This window comes from Clostridium sp. TJA038 (genome assembly GCF_058310255.1).
This window is the reverse complement of the sequence record NZ_JBZEFA010000007.1, coordinates 20503-40286: the sequence shown is the minus strand read 5'-3', so window position 1 is coordinate 40286 and position 19784 is coordinate 20503. Positions and strand designations below refer to the sequence as shown.

General features: G+C 26.5%; 18 protein-coding genes and 2 tRNA genes. 5 read left to right on the top strand and 15 right to left on the bottom strand.

Annotated elements, in window-relative coordinates:
* Positions 1-123: 123 nt before the first annotated feature.
* Positions 124-1596: a protein adenylyltransferase SelO gene (locus AC4FQV_RS10290; protein WP_491165447.1), complete on the top strand. Its 1473-nt coding sequence runs from the start codon at positions 124-126 to the stop codon at positions 1594-1596.
* Positions 1597-1661: 65 nt separating this feature from the next.
* Here the strand turns inward: AC4FQV_RS10290 and AC4FQV_RS10285 are convergent, their stop codons facing one another.
* The 6 genes from AC4FQV_RS10285 to AC4FQV_RS10260 all read right to left on the bottom strand — a co-directional run bounded on the left by AC4FQV_RS10285 (position 1662) and on the right by AC4FQV_RS10260 (position 5543).
* Positions 1662-2324 (bottom strand): glucosaminidase domain-containing protein, encoded by a 663-nt coding sequence (locus AC4FQV_RS10285; protein ID WP_491165446.1) that lies wholly within the window; start codon positions 2322-2324, stop codon positions 1662-1664.
* Positions 2325-2479: 155 nt separating this feature from the next.
* Positions 2480-2938: a hypothetical protein gene (locus AC4FQV_RS10280; protein ID WP_491140290.1), complete on the bottom strand. Its 459-nt coding sequence runs from the start codon at positions 2936-2938 to the stop codon at positions 2480-2482.
* A 62-nt stretch (positions 2939-3000) separates the two neighbouring features.
* Complete coding sequence (locus AC4FQV_RS10275; protein ID WP_491140288.1) at positions 3001-3432, bottom strand: nucleoside deaminase; 432 nt, start codon at positions 3430-3432, stop codon at positions 3001-3003.
* Positions 3433-3434: 2 nt separating this feature from the next.
* Positions 3435-4700, bottom strand: coding sequence for an HlyC/CorC family transporter (locus AC4FQV_RS10270; RefSeq protein ID WP_491140287.1), 1266 nt, complete (start codon positions 4698-4700; stop codon positions 3435-3437).
* 143 nt (positions 4701-4843) lie between these two features.
* Positions 4844-4918: transfer RNA gene (locus AC4FQV_RS10265), tRNA-Arg, on the bottom strand.
* 55 nt (positions 4919-4973) lie between these two features.
* Positions 4974-5543: a TetR/AcrR family transcriptional regulator gene (locus AC4FQV_RS10260; RefSeq protein ID WP_491140286.1), complete on the bottom strand. Its 570-nt coding sequence runs from the start codon at positions 5541-5543 to the stop codon at positions 4974-4976.
* A 161-nt stretch (positions 5544-5704) separates the two neighbouring features.
* Here AC4FQV_RS10260 and AC4FQV_RS10255 point away from each other — a divergent pair, with 161 nt between their 5' ends.
* Positions 5705-6592 carry a phosphatidylserine decarboxylase gene (locus AC4FQV_RS10255; protein WP_491140285.1) on the top strand — a complete coding sequence of 296 codons (888 nt, stop codon included), beginning with the start codon at positions 5705-5707 and terminating at the stop codon, positions 6590-6592.
* 36 nt (positions 6593-6628) lie between these two features.
* Here the strand turns inward: AC4FQV_RS10255 and AC4FQV_RS10250 are convergent, their stop codons facing one another.
* Together AC4FQV_RS10250 and AC4FQV_RS10245 are read right to left on the bottom strand one after the other, a co-directional pair.
* The gene (locus AC4FQV_RS10250) at positions 6629-7780 is read right to left on the bottom strand and encodes a Card1-like endonuclease domain-containing protein (RefSeq protein WP_491165445.1); all 1152 of its coding nucleotides are present in this window, start codon (positions 7778-7780) and stop codon (positions 6629-6631) included.
* A gap of 142 nt (positions 7781-7922) precedes the next feature.
* A tRNA-Arg gene (locus tag AC4FQV_RS10245) sits at positions 7923-7999 on the bottom strand.
* Between the two features lie 189 nt (positions 8000-8188).
* Between AC4FQV_RS10245 and AC4FQV_RS10240 the strand changes: the two genes are divergently transcribed.
* Positions 8189-9064: a DegV family protein gene (locus tag AC4FQV_RS10240; RefSeq protein WP_491140282.1), complete on the top strand. Its 876-nt coding sequence runs from the start codon at positions 8189-8191 to the stop codon at positions 9062-9064.
* 85 nt (positions 9065-9149) lie between these two features.
* Here the strand turns inward: AC4FQV_RS10240 and pepT are convergent, their stop codons facing one another.
* Positions 9150-10370, bottom strand: coding sequence for a peptidase T (gene pepT / locus AC4FQV_RS10235; protein WP_491140281.1), 1221 nt, complete (start codon positions 10368-10370; stop codon positions 9150-9152).
* A 185-nt stretch (positions 10371-10555) separates the two neighbouring features.
* Here pepT and AC4FQV_RS10230 point away from each other — a divergent pair, with 185 nt between their 5' ends.
* Positions 10556-11725, top strand: a complete 1170-nt coding sequence (locus tag AC4FQV_RS10230; protein WP_491165444.1) for a L,D-transpeptidase — start codon at positions 10556-10558, stop codon at positions 11723-11725.
* A 92-nt stretch (positions 11726-11817) separates the two neighbouring features.
* Here AC4FQV_RS10230 and AC4FQV_RS10225 read toward each other — a convergent pair whose 3' ends face one another.
* From AC4FQV_RS10225 to AC4FQV_RS10200, 6 genes are all read right to left on the bottom strand, one after another.
* Positions 11818-13257, bottom strand: coding sequence for a sulfatase family protein (locus AC4FQV_RS10225; protein ID WP_491165443.1), 1440 nt, complete (start codon positions 13255-13257; stop codon positions 11818-11820).
* A 139-nt stretch (positions 13258-13396) separates the two neighbouring features.
* A complete protein-coding gene (locus tag AC4FQV_RS10220; RefSeq protein WP_491165442.1) occupies positions 13397-15175 on the bottom strand; it encodes a glycoside hydrolase family 35 protein in 1779 nt (592 codons plus the stop codon).
* A 4-nt stretch (positions 15176-15179) separates the two neighbouring features.
* Positions 15180-16529, bottom strand: a complete 1350-nt coding sequence (locus AC4FQV_RS10215) for a PTS sugar transporter subunit IIC (RefSeq protein ID WP_491165441.1) — start codon at positions 16527-16529, stop codon at positions 15180-15182.
* 126 nt (positions 16530-16655) lie between these two features.
* The gene (locus AC4FQV_RS10210; RefSeq protein ID WP_491165440.1) at positions 16656-16976 is read right to left on the bottom strand and encodes a PTS sugar transporter subunit IIA; all 321 of its coding nucleotides are present in this window, start codon (positions 16974-16976) and stop codon (positions 16656-16658) included.
* Between the two features lie 52 nt (positions 16977-17028).
* Complete coding sequence (locus AC4FQV_RS10205; RefSeq protein WP_491165439.1) at positions 17029-17343, bottom strand: PTS sugar transporter subunit IIB; 315 nt, start codon at positions 17341-17343, stop codon at positions 17029-17031.
* 29 nt (positions 17344-17372) lie between these two features.
* Positions 17373-18275 carry a DUF7916 family protein gene (locus tag AC4FQV_RS10200; protein WP_491165438.1) on the bottom strand — a complete coding sequence of 301 codons (903 nt, stop codon included), beginning with the start codon at positions 18273-18275 and terminating at the stop codon, positions 17373-17375.
* Between the two features lie 316 nt (positions 18276-18591).
* Between AC4FQV_RS10200 and AC4FQV_RS10195 the strand changes: the two genes are divergently transcribed.
* The gene (locus AC4FQV_RS10195) at positions 18592-19764 is read left to right on the top strand and encodes an ROK family protein (RefSeq protein ID WP_491165437.1); all 1173 of its coding nucleotides are present in this window, start codon (positions 18592-18594) and stop codon (positions 19762-19764) included.
* Positions 19765-19784: the final 20 nt, after the last annotated feature.

The window sequence follows — 19784 nt, the reverse complement described above, 5'->3', positions numbered from 1 at the left end:
TTAAAACTATTAGTGATATAATCTACTTAAATCTTATTTTTATAATTTAATAAAAATTTTTAAGCATAATATAAGGGATGGAATAAAGTTTGAAATAAATTATAAGGTAAAGGATTTAAATATATGAATAAAAAAGATTTTCAAGAAAAAACAGGTTTTAATCTAGAGAACACCTACTTAACTCTTCCTAATATATTCTTTAGTAAACAAAATCCTAGCATATCAAAAAATCCTAAATTAATTAAATTTAATGATGATTTAGCTAAGGAACTTGGACTTAATAAAGATATTTTAAATAGCGACTTTGGTCTTAGCATATTTTCAGGCAATAAAACTTTTCCTGAAATAACACCTATTTCACAAGCCTATGCTGGTCATCAATTTGGGCACTTCGCAATGTTAGGTGATGGAAGAGCTATTTTATTAGGTGAACATATAACTAAAGAAGGAAAAAGATATGATATAGAATTAAAAGGCTCTGGAAGAACAATATATTCAAGAGGTGGAGATGGAAAGGCAGCCCTTTCACCTATGCTTCGTGAATATATAATAAGTGAAGGAATGTATGGACTTAAAATACCAACAACTAGAAGTCTTGCTGTGGTAACTACTGGTGAAGAAATTTTAAGAGAAGGATTTAAACAAGGAGCTATACTAACAAGAATAGCCTCTAGCCATATAAGAGTTGGAACATTTTCTTTTGCTAATCAATTTGGAAAATTAGATGACTTAAAAAGTCTTGCTGATTACACAATAAAAAGGCATTTTCCTCATTTAATAGATAAAGAAAATAAATATGAATTATTCCTTTTAGAAGTAATAAAACTTCAAGCTAGTCTTATTTCAAAATGGCAAAGTGTAGGATTTATTCATGGCGTTATGAATACAGATAACATGCTTATATCAGGAGAAACAATAGATTATGGCCCTTGTGCCTTTATGGATACTTATAACACAGAAACAGTTTTTAGCTCCATTGATTATTTAGGTAGATACTCCTACAAAAATCAACCTAATATGGCCTTATGGAATTTAGCTAGATTCTCTGAAGCATTGTTACCCCTTTTAAGTAACCATAAAGAAGAAGCTATTAATATAGCTAATAAATCTTTATCAAATTTCTCTAAGTTATATGAAAATTACTGGTTTGATAAAATGAGAGCTAAACTTGGTCTTTTTACTAAAAAGAAAAATGATGAAATGTTAATAGATACTCTTTTAAGCATAATGCAAAGGTATAAAGCAGATTTTACCAATACTTTTGTCTCTTTAACAACTAATAACTTTAATGAGGAAGAAATTTTTAATAGTGAAGAATTTAAAAATTGGTATATGCTTTGGAAAAGCAGATTAAAAGAAGAAAATAAAACAAGTGAAGAAATAAGAGATTTAATGAGTAAAAATAATCCTTATATAATTCCTAGAAATCACTTAGTTGAAGAAGCTCTTAAAAAAGCAGAAAAAGGTGATTTTATCTTTATGAATGATTTAATAGAAGCCTTAAAAAATCCTTATAACTATTCTAAGGACTTAGAAAAATACACTAAGGTACCAAATAAAGATAATAAACCTTATATAACCTATTGTGGAACCTAAGCTTTAAATATATTAAGGTATAAATTCTCTTAAATAGAATTTATACCTTATTTTTATAACTAAAATTAATAAACGTTCATAACTTCCATGCCACCATTTATAGCACCTAAGGTCATTTCATTATACATATTCAAAATTTCTTCTCCATAAGTATCACTAGGAGCCCAGTTTTCACTAAGCTCAATTACAGAATCAGCTTTTCCTAATATACTATCAAAATGCCTAGGGTCCTTTGTTTCTTCCTTAGGGTATCCTATAGCTCCTGCATATAATGCTAAATGGTCTAAATGAGCTTTTACTCCATCATCCCAACTTTCAAACTTCATATGTGCCTTAGGGTCTCTATCACTTCCTCCTCTACTTGTTTTTAACCCACAAGGATTTCTATAAGAAGAATCTAAAACTCCCCCAAAATTACCATAAGCTGTTTCCTTAGCAGCCTGTGCATAAGCTAAAGCAGGATTAACCTCACCATGTTCACTTGAATATTCCCAATATAAATCTGCAAGATATAAAAATTCCTCTGTTGCTCCCTTTTCTCTTGCCCATTTCTTAGCCTCCTCTGCACTTATAAATACCTCTGAAATTATTGGAACGTTCTCTTCTTCTATTATTTCTAAATTTATATTATTTTCATTAGATAAATGAACAAAATCTATATTTATAATTGTAAGCATAATTAATATGGTAACTATAAGAGTTTCTATATTAAATTGTTCCTCTTTCAAAATAGTACCTCCTAATAATCTATAAATTTCTCTATAAATAATATGAGATACAATGCTTATTTATGTAAAAAGTAATTGTAAAAATAATCATTAATAAAATTATTTTTTATAATAAAAAAGTCAACAAATAAAAATTTATTTGTTGACTTAAATAATTAAGATACTTTTAAAGACCTTATTTTACATTCTTTTTGTAAATAATTTTCTTTTATATAATTAAATACTTCCTTATAATCTTCTTCTCCATATTTTTTAACTAACATTACATTTAAACTTGTACCAAACCATACTCTACAGAAGGATGGGTCTATCATAAGCTTAGCGCCTTCTTTTCCATTTATTCTTACATTTTCATCCTCTAATAAAGTATTAAAATGATTTATAAGCCCCATCATTATTCTATCTCCAATATTAGGGTCCTCATCTGCTATTGTAATAAAATAGTATGACCAAGCATATAAAAGATTTTCTTCTATAGCTATTCCTGCAACCTTTTCTCCAATAGTTTCATTAAAACATCTATGCATATAGTAAGATAATTTTTTTATGTTATCATCAAATTTCTTTTCATAAAAATTCATTTCATATCCTACCATCATATCTAATTTATTCATACTACACCCCCACCAATACTTGTATCATCAGTATAACATAAAAAAGGTAAGTAAATCATTACTTACCCTCGTCTATCTTTGAAAAATTCTGTTAATATTTTACTACATTCCTCATCATTTTCCCAAACAACTTCAAGAAAATGATTCAGATTGTGGTTTTGAAGAATATTGATTACAGAACCAGAAGCTCCAGTATTTTCATCAAATGTACCAATATATATTTTTGAAATTCTACTTTGTAAAATAGCTCCTGCACACATAGGACATGGTTCTAATGTAACATACATTTCACAACCATTTAACCTCCAATTATTTAACTTTTTACAGGCTTCCTTTATGGCAAGAATTTCAGCATGTGCTGTTGAATCCTTTAAGGTTTCTCTTAAATTATGAGCTTTTGCAATAACCTCTCCATCTTTTACAATTATAGCACCTACAGGAACTTCTCCTTTTTCTTTAGCTTTTTTTGCTTCTTCCAAAGCTAAACTAAGCACATTTAACTCTCCTCTTTTTCTATCTTATAAGTATATACTCTAACTTTTTTAATTCTATTTCTATCTAACTCTTCAACTATAACCCTAAAGTCATTTGTTTTTACTTCTTCTCCAACTTCAGGCATTCTTCCTAAATAACCAATCACATATCCTCCAATAGAATCAAATTCTTCAGATTCTATATCAAATCCTATCATATCGCTTAAATCAGAAAGTCTTGTACTACCATCTACAACGAATTCATTTTCTTTTATAACTTCTATATCCTTATCTCTTTCGTCGTATTCATCTTCAATTTCTCCTACAATTTCCTCAATTAAATCCTCAATAGTTACAATACCTACTGTTCCACCATATTCATCTAATACTACAGCTATGTGATTTCTTGTAGTTCTCATCTCTGCAAAAAGTTCAGTTATCTTCTTAAATTCAAAAGTTCTAAAAGGCTCTCTCATATAGTCTGTTACATTAAAGTCTTTTTCATCGCTATCTAAAAGTATTAAATCTTTAACATTTAAAATACCTACTATGTCGTCAATTGATTCATTATACACAGGTATTCTTGAAAATTGTTGTTCTTTTATAACTTTAAGAATCTCCTCATATGTAGAAGTAACATTAACTGCAACAACATTTACTCTTTGAACCATTATATCTTTAACTTGAAGATCTCCAAATTCAAAAACGTTAAATATCATCTCTTTTTCTTCTTCTTCAAGGACGCCCTCTTCTTCACTTACATCTACCATAGTTTTTAATTCTTCCTCTGTTATGAAAGGCTCACTTTTATTTAAATCCCCACCTAAAAGCTTTACTATAAGTGAAGATATTGAAGTAAATAACCATACAAAAGGTTTAAAAACTATTACAACTATATTTATTATAGGCGCTACAGCTAAGGAAACTTTTTCGGCATTTTGCTTAGCTAAAGATTTAGGTGTTATTTCTCCAAAAATTAATACTAATATTGTCATAACTCCAGTTGCCAATGCAACTCCACCATCACCAAATATTCTATAAGCAAGTGTTGATGCTAAAGATGATGCACCTATATTGACTATATTATTTCCTATTAAAATACCACCTAATAACTTGTTTGGGTCTTCTAATAACTTTTCTAAAAGCTTAGCTCCCTTTACATTTTCATCAACCATATGTCTAACTCTTATTTTACTTAAAGACATTAAAGCAGTTTCTGAAGCTGAAAAAAAGCCTGATAAAACTATTAATATAATAAGAAGAACAATCTGCAACGTATATGGGTCCAAATGAACTCCCCCCTAAAAATTTTATATATTTTCTTATTTATTTTTCTATATAATTATTATATTATACAAAAATTTATTATTAAATAATAATACTTAAAAAACTCCATATAAATATGGAGTTTTTTACTTCACAGTTAAAACCATGGTATCCCCAGTAGGAATCGAACCTACATCTATCCCTTAGGAGGGGATTGTTCTATCCATTGAACTATGGAGACTTATTTTAATTTTTATTATAATTTTAACTCTATAACTAATATATGTCAATATGACTTATTTTATTAGTATTCCCTCTAGTATATTAGTTGTAATTTCTGAAAAAACACTATCAACATCAAATTCTTTTTCTTTACTTAATTCATATAATGAAGTTGATATAAGGCTTCCAAACAAACTATGTGCTAATAAAGAAGTGTCGCAATTTCTTATTTGATTTTTATTAACAGCCTCATTTAATATTCTTTCTATTCCTTCTATATATTGATTTATCTTTCCTCTTAGCTCATCCTGTCTAGTTTCCTGTCCCCAAATTTGACTCATTACAACTTTAAAAAAAGCTCTATTTTCATATAATAACTCAAATTGCATCTTAAATAATTTTTTTAATTTATCTATTGGTTCATCCTTAAGATTTTCTAAAGTCATTAGTTTCTCATTCCATATTTCTAAACCTTTGTTAATCACAAAATTAAAAATCTCTTCCTTATTCTTAAAATTATAGTAAATGGTTCCCTTGGCAACACTTGCTTTAGCAGCAATCTCATCTACAGTTGCACTATTATAATCATAAACTGAAAAAATATTTATAGCTGCATCAAAAATAGCCTTTTTGGTTTTATTCATATTATTCACTCCACCTTCATTATTAAAACAATTTAATGATATAATACTTATTTTATTTAATCAACAACAGAAATTTGTAATTTTTTGTTTACAAGTTCAATTTATATATATAATAATATAATATATGTATTTAACATAAATTTTAAAGGGAGATATCATATATGATAAAAAATTTTAATAGAAAAACTAAAGCTTATGACATTGAACAAGTAGCTGGTCTTAAGTATATAAATTGGTCTTATTCATCTCCTATCGGAAAAAGTTTTTTAGAATTATTTATAAAAAAGAAATTGTTTTCAAAACTTTATGGTGATTTTTGTGATTCTTCTTTAAGTAAGAAAAAAATCAATAAATTTATTGATGAATTCAATATTGATATGTCTATATGCACTAAAAAGAAGGAGGACTTTAAAAACTTTAATGACTTCTTTGCAAGAACTTTAATTAAAGAGGCTAGACCTATTGATTATAATAAAAATATTCTAATTTCACCTGGTGATGGTAGACTACTAGCTTATGAAAACATAGACCTTGATAAACTTGTTCAAATTAAAGGATATACTTATTCTTTAAGAGAATTAATAGACGATTCTAAAGTAGCTGAAAAGTTTAAAGGTGGAACATGTTTAATCTTAAGATTATGCCCAACAGATTATCATAGATTTCATTTTGTAGATAGTGGAACTTGCAGTAAAACAACAAAAATAAAAGGATTTTATTACTCTGTAAATCCTATTGCATTAAATAATATTCCTAATCTTTTCTGTAAAAACAAAAGAGAATGGTCTATTTTTAAATCAGATAATTTTGGTGATATACTTCATGTAGAAGTTGGTGCTACTTGTGTTGGTACAATTATTCAAACATACATACCTGAAAAAAGAGTAGATAAAGGGCAAGAAAAAGGATACTTTAAGTTTGGAGGTTCTACTACTATATTATTCCTTGAAAAAGGAAAAGTAAAAATAGACTCTGATATTTTAGAGCAAACTAACTTAGGATACGAAACTAAGGTTAACATGGGCGAAACTATTGGTCGTAAACAATAAAAACTTAGCTTTTAAGCTAAGTTTTTATTGTTTTAATTAAGATAAGACCTTATTTATTATCTTTTCTAATTTCTCTTTAAATATTTTTTTATCACCATCAAATATAACTAAGTTTATTCCCATTTCCTCAGCTCTTTTTAAAATAGAGGACTTTAAAGGAGGATAAGTTGCAACTAATATCTTAACTACATTTTCTCCGCCTAGCTGTTCTGAATAAACATTTAGTTCATTTAGTGCTACTTCATCATACTTTTTAGAATCTTTACAAGAAACACATATTAAAACTGAATCCTTTATAGCAACTACATCAACTTCATTTTTAATTCTAGATTCTTTATCATTCCAAAGAAAAAGCAATCCACTTTTTATATCATCAATACTTTTTATTTCTTCAATAATATTTTTTGTTAAAACTTCTAACCATGTTCCACTTTTAAATATAAAACCCTTTATAAATTCATTTTGAAAAGTTACTTTTAAATACTGGTCAAAGCTTCTTATTTTTATTTGTCCATTTTCCTCTAAAAACTTTAAAATTTTATCAATTAAATTTTTTTCTTCTTTATTTAGAAGTTCTCTATCTATTTTTATTATTTTAGGATTTGACTCATCATGAATAAAAATAGAATTATCACTTAATTTTATCTTATATCTTTTCCAAAGTTCTAAATTATTAGCTATATGATTTGTAATTTTTTCTATTATATTTATTTCAGACATCTTAGTTGAATCTGATATTATGGAAGCTCCTATACTATCTATAATATCCTTAACATCTAAATCTATAAAATTACATTTGCTTAAATTTATATCTCTTAAATTTGATGTTAAAATTTCCTCCTTAGGAATATCAAGAAAAAAACAATCTATATTATATTTTAAAGCTAAATTGTTCATAATTAAGATATCTCTTTTATCGCCTTGATTTAAACATATAGCTACTTTTTTATCCTTAACACTTTCTATTAACTCTTTTAAAGAAGAAATTATGTCCTTATCTATTTTTTTAGTTTTAAGATTAATATTAGGAAATTTATTTAAATAAAACTGCTTTAAAGAATTTGAAATTCCAATTTCTTCATCACTTTTATATAAATATATAATTTCCTTAGGACTTAACTTTTCACTTAATAAAATACTTGACTCATTGTGGTCATCTAAAATAGTAATTATAATATCATAATTCATATTATCAACCCTTATCAATATTTTATGAATAAAATTATTTATAATTATTTTCACCTAAGCAAGTATTTTTATTCTAAAAAAATAGATAATATACTCTTTATAATTAAATAAAAAAAGCTTACAACTAAATGTTGTAAGCTTATGGTGCGGCGAAGAGGATTCGAACCCCCGACCAATCGGTTCGTAGCCGACTACTCTATCCAGCTGAGCTACCACCGCATATTTATCAGACTTATAATATCATATATTTAATAATAAATCAAGTTGTTACATATTATTCCCACATCTCAAATTATTATTAAATATACTATTTATAACTTATTCTTCAATTTTATGCCCTAGATATTTTTTATATTAAATATTATACTTATTTAGAATAATTCAATTAAATGAGGAGGAAAAATTATTTTGAAAAAATTTGTTATATTTACTGATTCGGCTTCAGATTTGCCAAAAAGCCTAGTAAAAGATTTAGATGTTGAGTATTTAGGACTTGTCTGTAATATTGACAACATAGAATACACAGATAACATTGACAGCAAACTAACTCCTGAAACTTTTTATAATAAATTAAGAGAAGGCTCAATGCCCTCTACAAGTCAAGTAAATTCCTTTAGATTTGTGGAAGCCTTTGAAGAATACATAAAAAAAGGAATATCTATTTTATACTTATCTTTTTCCTCAGCCTTAAGCGGAACATACAATAGCTCTCTTATGGCTAGAGAAGAACTTTTAGAAAAATATCCCCACGCTGAAATAAAAATAATAGATACTAAAGCTGCTTGCCTAGGTCAAGGTCTTATAGTTTACCATGCTGCTAAAATGAAAAAATCAGGAAAATCCTTAGATGAAATTTACTCTTGGGTAGAAGAAAATAAAAACAATTTATGTCATTATTTCACAGTAGATAGCTTAGACCACTTAAAAAGAGGTGGAAGAATATCCTCTACTGCAGCAGCTATTGGAAGCTTACTAAATATAAAGCCTATGCTATATGTAAATGAATTAGGTGAACTTCAAAATTTTGCTAAGGCAAAGGGAAGAAAAAAATCATTAAAAATGTTATTTCAGCAACTTGAAAATCGTATAATAAATCCTGAAGAACAAACAATATTTATAGCTCATAGTGATTGCTTAGATGATGCAAACACTTTAGCAAAAATGATTAGAGAGAAATATAATGTTAAAGATATACTTATAGATTACATAGGAATCGTGGTAGGTTCGCATACTGGAATAGGAACATTAGCCTTATTTTTCTTAGGTGATAGAAAAGAACCTTAAATTTTAATTATTTAAAATTTAAAAAACCTATAAATATATTTTGACTTATACTCTAAATATATTTATAGGTTTATTTTAATCAATTTTATTTTTCAGCATAATTTTTTACTATATTTATTATAACTTCAACTGCTTTTTCCATAGAATTCACAGGTATATATTCATATCTTCCATGGAAGTTTTCTCCACCTGCAAATAAGTTAGGTGTAGGTAATCCCATAAATGATAATCTAGCTCCATCAGTACCCCCTCTTATTGGGTTTTTAATAGGCTCTATTCCACAATCTCTCATTGCTTTTTCAGCAGCTTCAACAATATGCATCTTAGGTTCTATCATTTCTCTCATATTCATATATTGATCTTTTAATGTTACTGTTACAGTTCCTTCTCCATATTGTTTATTTAAAGTTTCTGCAATTTCATTAAATTTTTCTTTTCTATTTTTAAATCCTTCTTTATCAAAATCTCTTATTATAAATGACATTGTAGTTTTCTCTACTTCACCTTGTATGTCTAATAAGAATGAGAATCCTTCATAACCTTCTGTCTTTTCTGGAACTTCATCTAAAGGTAGCATTGAAACAAATTCATGACCAACTAATATTGAATTTATCATTTTTCCCTTAGCACTTCCTGGATGAACATTTTTACCTATTATTTCAACCTTAGCACTAGCTGCATTAAAGTTTTCATATTCAAGTTCACCTATTCTTCCGCCATCTAAAGTATATGCAAAGTCTGCACCAAATGCTTTAACATCAAAATGGTCTGCACCCTCTCCAATTTCTTCATCTGGAGTAAATCCTATTTTTATATCTCCATGCTTTATTTCAGGATGATTTACTAAGTATTCAACTGCTGTAATTATTTCAGCTATTCCAGCTTTATCGTCAGCCCCTAAAAGAGTTGTTCCATCTGTAGTTATTAAAGTTTGTCCTTTGTATCTTGGAAGTTCTGGTGAAAAACTTGGTGATAAAACATATCCATGTCCAAGTTCAATATCTTTTCCATCATAATTTTCTACTATTTTAGGATTAACATTTTTACCACTCATATCTGGTGCAGTATCCATATGTGAAATAAATCCTATCTTTGGAATATCTTTATCACAATTGCTATTTAAAGAAGCATATATATATCCTTTATCACTAATAGTAACTTCATCTACTCCAATTGCCTTTAATTCTTCAGCAAGCATTTTTCCTAATTCTAATTGACCTTTAGTACTAGGAGTAACCCCTGTTGTTTCATCTGATTGAGTATCTACTTTTACATATTCTAAAAACCTTTCATGAACTTTCTTCATGCTCAACACCACCTTGATTAAATTGTTAACATTTCGTTAAATAAATGCCTATATAATAATATTATGACTGTTTTGAAAAAAAAATACAACCGTTCTCATTTATTAATAAGTAAATATATCCTATAATGATTAATATTGGTGTTACTTTCTATAATTAAATAATAAAACTTTAATAGAGGTAAAAGATGAAAAATAAAAAATTTTCAATTTCAATTTTAATTTCAATTTTTTTAGCAATAACATTATTAATCCTATCTTTTTTATATTATATAATTTCCTATTCTAAAAACTTAAATAACTTTAAAAAAGATATAGAAGCAAATAATTACAAAGAGGCATACTATCACTTTAATTTAGGAAAAGATAGCTACTTATTAAAAGAAAATTTTATTAAAGATTCAAATAATATAATTTTAGATAAATTCTACAAATTAGAAGAAAATTATAATAATAAAAATCTATCAGAAGAAAAAACCATAGAAGAAATAAATAATTTACTAAGCCTAAATGATTCTATATATGAAATTATTGCTTTTAAAAACAATATGCCTATAATAAAAAACTCTGAAAATAACTTTAATGAAGGGGTCTTATACTTAGAAAATAAAGATTACATTAACGCTCTTAATTCTTTTCAAAAGGTAAATGAAATTTCAGATTACAAAAACAAAGCATTAGAATATGAAGAAATATGCTTGCAAAAAATAAGAGAACCTATTTTAGATGAAATAAATAATTACATTTCAAACAAAGAATATTCAGAAGGAATTAAATATTTAAACTCTAAAAAAGAAATTACCCAAAAAGACTTAAAACTTCAAGAAAAAAAACAAGAACTAGAAAATCTTAGATTAGAACACCTAAAAAATTATAGTGATGAACAAATAAGCAAATCAACTAAACAAACAGCTCCTCTTAAGGAATATTATAAAAAATTAAGTGAAAACACCATAAACCAATTTAATATAGAAAGCGACACAGAAAACTTAATTTTTGTAAATATATGCGACCAAAAAACTTACATATATACTGGTGAAAAAAACAACTGGTCTTTAGATAAAACCTTTGTTTGTTCAACAGGAATAGAAGGACAAGAAACCATAATTGGAGAATTTAAAGTTCAAGATAGAGATACATGGTTTTTCTCTCCTAAATATAGACAAGGCGGTAAGTACTATGTTCAATTTATGGGTAATTACTTATTTCACTCAATCCCCTTTGCTTCTGATATGAATACAATATTAGATGATACTTTAGGAGAACCCTCTTCTCATGGATGTATTAGACTTTCTGTTGATGATTCTAAATGGATTTATGAAAATATTCCATCAAAAACAAAAATAATAATATACTAAAAGCTTTTAAAATATAAAAAGCTATAAATTAATATAATCTATAGCTTTTTATATTTTTAAAAAAAATTAATACTAAAAGTTATTTTTAAACCCTAATTATTTTCTGTTTCCTTAATATAATACTCATGTCTAGAAATTTGACCAAAACCAGTTACCTTTTCTTTTGATGCATCAAACCTTTCATCAACATATTTATTTATCCAAAGATTTAACTTATTTAATAGCTCTTTTTTTATATCCTTATACTTTAAATCTAATATTAAATTTATTTTTTCATCAGGGTCATTTATTAAATCATAAAGTTCATCCTCTCCATAAGAATATCTATGGATAAGCTTCCATTCTCTCGTTCTAATCATTCTATTAGGACCATATTCATCAAAAATTATAATTTCATCCTTTTTATCTTCACTTTCTTTTTCATTAATTAAAACACTTTTAAAACTTTTACCTGGTAAATTATTTGGCATAAACTCACTTATATTAAGTAAATCTAAAATTGTAGGCATAATATCATAATGGCTACACATATCTTCTTTAAGCTTTCCATACTTAATACCTCTTGGCCATGAAATTATAAAGGGAACTTTCACAGAGGTATCATATAAATTCATAGGAAATGTTCCATTACCTTTTCCCCATATTCCATGGTGTCCCATATTCATACCATTATCTGAGGTAAATATTATTATTGTATTTTCAAAAATATTTTTTTCTTTTAAATAGTCGATAATTTTTCCTATATTTTCATCCACAGCAGTTATTGATGCATAATATCCTGTAAGAAATTCTTTTCTTTTTTCCCCTATTCCAATTGGACATGTACTAATTTGCTTTTTATTTAATTCTTCTATAGGTACAGATTTAAATTCACAATTTTTATATAAATCCCTATACTTTTTAGGATGTTGTTCCTTCTCCCATGGACTATGAGGAGCTGTATAATGAACACTTAAATACCATGGCTTTTCATCTTCAATTAATTCCTCAAGCATCTCAATAGCTTTATCTGTAATTAAATCTGTTACATAATAATTTTCCTTTATGCTAACTTCACCTTTTTCAACTAAGTCTGGCGAAAAATATTCTGTACCACCTCTCCCTAATACACACCATCTTTTAAATCCTTGTTTTGGATTTAAGCTATCACCTAAATGCCATTTTCCACTTATTGCACAGTTATATCCATTGTTATTTAAAATATTAGTATAAGTTTCCATACCTTCTAAATAATCTATACTAACTTTTTCATCTTTATATATTTCTTTACTAGAAATCTCAAAAAGATTTTCTTTATTAAAATTTCCACTTCTAATCCAATCATGAACACCGTGTTGCGAAGGTATTCTTCCTGTTAAAATAGAAGCCCTAGCAGGTGAACAAACTGGAGATGCACAAAAGAAATTACTAAATTCAACTCCTCTAGAAGCTAGTTCATCTAAATTAGGAGTTATTATCTCATTATTCCCTGAACTAGACATCGTCCATGCCCCTTGGTCATCAGTTAATATGAATAATATATTAGGTCTCATAAAACTCTCCTTTATAATCAAATTATAAGTAAATATACTCTAATAAACTAAAAACTATTTATAAAGTATTTAAATATAAAGACTACAAACTTTTCAGTTTGTAGTCAAAATTATTTATATAATTACTATAAAATAAAATTTATTTAGAAAATATAGGCTTATCACTAAAACTAATATTTTCTATAAAAACATTTTCTGTTTCAAATACAACTATACTATTTTCTTCTTTAAGAATACCAGATGGAACATATAAATATTGTATAGGACCTTTACTCCAATATCTTCCTATATTAAATCCATTTATAAATATACATCCTTTTCCATATTTAGAACAGTCTATAAAAGTATTATTTATAGTTTTTAATTTTACTGTAGCATGATAAAACATAGGAGTATTAACTTCTACTTTTTTACTTGACTTAAATTTAATATTAGATATCATCTCCGAATCAATACTTAAGGGATAATGATTCCATCCACTATGAAAATGATTATTTATTAAAACTCCACCTCTTATTCCTTTTTTCTGAGTTGGCGAATTTAGTTTATAACCATAATTTACTCTTCCTAAATTTTCAACTAATATATCAATGTCGATTTCTTCATTTTCACTATTAAATATAATTTCATTTCCAATTTCTTCTCCATACTGAGTGCAAGTAAATTTTTTATCTATATATACTTGACATCTATCAGAAGCTTCTATAATAGTTAATTTTTCATCATGGTTATAATTTTTTATTTTAGTATTATATAAAATATATCCATAATTACAATCTAACTTTTCCATATTTTGCGGATACAACATTTTTATGCAAAAAGATATATCATTAATAACTGAAAATAAACTTACAGCACCATCAATATTAAAATCCCCAAAATTTTCAAAATAAAATTCTCTTGGCTTATACTGATTTAAACTTGGATACATAAACTTTATTAAATCTTTTAACTTATAATATTTATCTGTTAAACTTCCCCACTCAGTAACTATAGCATCATAATCATATGATGTTACCTGTGGCAAATCTTTATGACCTCTAGCAGAACATCCATTCATAAATCCAAAATTAGTTCCACCTCTAAACATATATAAATTTATACTTCCTAAATTTATCATTTCCTTAACATCACTTATAAATTCTGAAGCATCTCTCTTAATTATATTTTCTCCCCATCTATTAAACCATCCATCCCAATATTCCATGCACATTATAGGCCAATTCTTATTGTTTTTTTCTATAAATTGTTTAAGAATATTACAATTATCTAATGATTTAGAACCAAAGTTTCCAGTAACAAAAACATTTTCTTCTATTAATGATCCTGAATCTAAAGCCTCCAGCCAAGCTCCATCTGAAGTGAATAAAGGTACATCAACTCTATTTTTTTTCATTATTTCAAAAATAATTTTCAAATATTTCTTATCATTACCATAAGAGCCATATTCATTTTCTATCTGCATCATTAATACAGGACCACCATTAGTTATTTGATATTTTAATAATCTTGGTAATAAATTATTATAGTAATTTTCTACCTTACTTATAAAATTCACTTCAGAACTTCTAAGCTTTATACCTTCATACTTTAACAACCATGGTGGTAATCCCCCAAATTCCCACTCAGCACATATATAAGGACTAGGTCTTAAAATAACATATAATCCTAAAGATTTAGCTATTTTTAAAAAACTTTCTATATCATTAAATCCTTCAAAATTAAAAACTCCTTCATAAGGTTCATGAATATTCCAAGGAATATAAGTTTCTACTGTATTAAAACCTAAAGCCTTTAAATTAAATAACGTATCTTCCCATTGTGATGGATGAATTCTAAAATAATGAATTGCTCCAGACAAAATTTTAAATTCTTTGTTATTCAAATAAAACTTTTCCTTTATCTCAAATAATGACATTATATTAACTCTCCTTATCAGCCATTTTTACAAAAGGTAAATAAACTAATGTTGCTATTAAAATATTTACTAAAGATAAAATTATAGCTCTCCAATCAAATCCTGTAGAAAAGAACCCATATAAAACCGGTGGCATAACCCAAGTAACATTTTGAGTAACAGGAGCTACAAGACCAAAGTATGTTGCAAAATAAGAAACAGTAGCCATTAATGCAGGAGCCAATAAAAATGGAATAAATAATAGCGGATTCATAACTGTAGGCAATCCATACATAACCGGCTCTCCAATATTAAATAAACAAGGAACAATACCTAACTTAGCAACTTCTCTATAATGACTATTTCTTGACCTCCAGAATATAGCTATAAGTAATCCTAACGTAGCATACCAAACAAAAGCTCCAAATGATACACTATTCCATAAATATGGAATAGGTTGATTATTTTGAAAAGCTTCTAAATTAGCAAGTAAAGCCACTCCAAAAATTCCTTCCATAATAGGTGCCATAACGTTTCCACCATGTATTCCGAAGAACCAGAATAACTGTGTCAATACAGCTACTATTAAAATAGTTACAAAACTTTGAGATAATCCTAATAAAGGTGTTTGAAGAACTTTATATATCCAATCAATTATTAATTGACCAGTAACTTTATTAAATATAAAGGCAATTATTGCGACAGTATATAATGATATGAATCCTGGAATTATAGACATAAATGGCTTAGCAATAGCTGGTGGAACTGAACTTGGTAACTTTATAGTCCAATTTTTTTTCATCAATTTACAAAATATCATAGTAGCTAAAAATCCTATTAAAATAGCTGTAAAATAACCATTTGAATTTATTTGTGCTCCCGGAATAATACCATCAATAGAAAAGGTTAAAGTATTACCATCAAGTAAAATCCCATCTACTCCATTAAATATTTGTGATAAATTTTCTGAATTAGCATTAGGTAAATCTATACTTTTACTTATTGAATTTCCTATGGAAATTATAAATGCTGAAAGAGATACTAATCCAGCAGATAATTTATCTGTATTGTATATCTTAGCAATATTAAAACCTAAAGCAAAAATAAATAATAAAGATGTTATAGCCAAGCTACCTTTAAAGATTAAATTGTTAATATCTACTAACCATTTAAAAGTTTCTGGAATACTAGTAAGTCCAAATTGATTAGGCACATCTACTAAAAAAGCATTTAATAATACAGCTATAGAACCAGTCATAACAACTGGCATAGTTGAGATAAACGAATCTCTTAAAGCAACTAAAAATTTTATATTACTTATTTTCGTAGCAATTGGTAGTAAGTATTTTTCAATACTATTCATAATTTTTTGCATATAATTCTTCCCCCTAGAATATTACAATAAAATTTCACTAATCTATTTAATAATATTGTTATTTAAACTAATTTTTAAAATAAACTAAAAGTTATAAAATAATTAATATAACTTTTAGTTTTAACTTTACTTACTTAAAATTCTTTCGTATATCTCTATTATTTCTTTAGCCAAATCTGTAAATGTTATTGCATTCATTAAATGATCTTGTCCATGTACCATTAGTAGTGAAATAATGCTTTGATTTCCATTAGCTTCTTCACTTAATAATTTTGTTTGAGAATTATGCGCCTTTGACAACGAGGAATTTGCATCTAAAATTTTAATTTTAGCTAATTCAAAATCTCCTTTTTTAGCTGCATATATAGCTTCCATAGCATTACTTTTAGCATCTCCACCGTACATTATTAGATTCATTATAACTTCTATTTCTTGTTGATTTTCCACAAATATACCCCCATAAAAATTACCCTCAACTTTTAAATATTAAAATATTATTTTAATCTAATAATGCAAGAGCACTATCTAATACCTTTTCTCCATTCATCATCCCATAATCAACCATTTGAATAACATCTAGAGCAAAATTATATTGTTTAGCTTTTTCTTCAAATTTTGATTTCATAAAACGAACTTGAGGTCCTAATAATACTATATCTATTTTCTTATCTTGTATATAAAGATCAGCTTCCCCAACTGGAACAGCAAATATTTCTGCTTCAACTCCCTTATTTTTAGCAGCCTTTTTCATTCTCTCAACCATTAAACTAGTGCTCATACCAGCGGCACAAGCTAACATAATTGTTAGTTTCATATTTATCATTCCTTTCTTTATTTTATTTACTAACGATTAATTGAGCGTGCAACCATAGATATAGTATGACGAACTCCTCTAATCGCTTTACTCATTGCAAATATATTTTCAAATGGTGCTAAACCACCATATCCAGCATCACCTATGTGTTGTATATCAACACCACATATTTTATTTCTTATAGCAATTTGCTTTATTGTATCTTCATCAGCACTTTCTTGACTTGTTCCTATAGCAGCTAATACTAAAGCATCTTTACTATGTGCAACTTTAACAACTTCCTTAAGTTGAGCTTCATCAAATCCAGGAACTGTACCAACAGCAGGAACTAATATAATATCAGCACCAGCTTCTATAAATTTTTCAATAGCTTTTATATCTGCAACACTTTCATTTACCCCAGCTCCATGCATCTTTCCAGCAATTATAAGTCCTGAAAAAATTTCCTTTGCTAATTTAATAGTTTTTTCTATTTGAGCATTAGTTACTCCAGTTCCAGGATTACCTGTAAAACAAACAAAATCCATACCTAATTCTTGAATCTTATTTATTGTATCAATAGTAGCTTGTCTCCCCCTACTTATTTGGTATATCTCTTCACACATATTAGCCTCTAAATCAATTGGTTCTAGATTAACTCCAATAGGGCGACCAACTAAACGATGTAATGCATCAACAAATGACTCTCCATCTTTTATATTTAATCCAAATATATTAGGATTAAATACATCTAAACAATTTAATAAAATTAAATCCGCTCCAAAAGCTCTAGCAATTTCTGAATTTGTTATATCTCCTATAAAAGGTTCTCTAATAACTACATTTTCAGAAATTATAGTTCTCCCCTCACTAGCTTTAATACTTTTCTTTAATTCCAAAGAATTCATATTTAAAATTTCTGATGCATTTGAACTAATAAACCTTTTCCTCATATTTTATACTTATATCCCCCTTCTAAATTTTGCAAAGCATTAAATGAATTTTTTTCTATATATTACATTTTATAACTATTAATTATATATTATATCCATTTAACCTAAATGTAAAGGTTTTTTTATAATTTATTAATTATAAATTATAATTAATAAATTTGTTTTATTATGTATAATAGATTCTTATAAATTATAATTTATAATTTTATATTATAATTTTTTAACAAATAAAATTTTAAAATATATTTTTTATAATTTATAATTTACTTATATAAGATTTAATTTATTAAATATATTAAAATAGCGAGGATTTAAAATGAAACTTTCAAAAAAACAACAAGAATTAAGATTTAAAATATTAGATAAAATTTACTCTAAAGGACCAATTTCCAGAATTGAAATATCTAAAGAAACAGGCATAACACCAGCAACTGTTAGCGAAATAACCTGTAGTATGATTAATGAAGAAAATCTTATACATGAAGTTGGAGAAGATCCTTCTCAAGAAAAATCAGGAAGAAAAAAAATATTGTTAAATATAGCACCTAATCATAGTTTTTATATAGGTTCAGAATTGTCAACAAAATATATTTCATTTTGTTTATCTGATAATAAAGGCTCTCTAATTAAAAAAGATATTATTAAATTAAATGAATTAACAGAATCTATATATATTTTAAAATTAAAAGACTTTATTAAATCTTGTGAAAAATATAATCCTAGAGCAATAGGAATAGCTCTTCCTGGACACTTTGATAAAAAAAATGATTGTATTATTACTAATAATGAGTTTTGGAAAAACTTTAATATTAAAAATATAATAAACTCAATAAAATTACCTATTTATTTTAAAAATAATGTAAAGTGCATGACTTTAGCAGAACGTTTATTTGGAAACGATAAAAATAATGATAATTTTATATTTTTTCATATAAGTAGAGGAATGTTTTGTTCATATATGTACAATGGTAAACTTTACGCAGAAAATAATCTTCTTGTAGGTGAAATAGGACATATAGTTGTTCATCCTAACGGAGAATTATGTGAATGTGGTAAAAGAGGTTGCTTACAAACATATGGTAGTGAAGCTTGTATTATAAAAAAATCTCAAATACTTTATGATAATTCAAGTAATACTTATTTGACACAATTAGTTTCCTCACGAGATGAAATAACAATAGAAACAGTTTTAAAAGCATATAAATTAGGAGATGAAGGTGTAATTACAATACTTAATTTAGCAGTTAAATATATTTCAATTACTATAAATAATTTATCTATGATGATTGACTCTAATAAGATAATAATTCATAGTGAACTATTTCTAGAACCTTTATTGTTGGACTTATTAAAAGAATCATTAAATCAAAATTTAAATTTGCTTTCTGATTATGAAAATAAAAACTTTATCATAAAAGAATATAAAGATTACAATGGTTGCCTATCAGCAACAGCTCTTTGTGTATCTAAAATCTTACTTATGAATTAAATCATAATAAAAAGTAGACA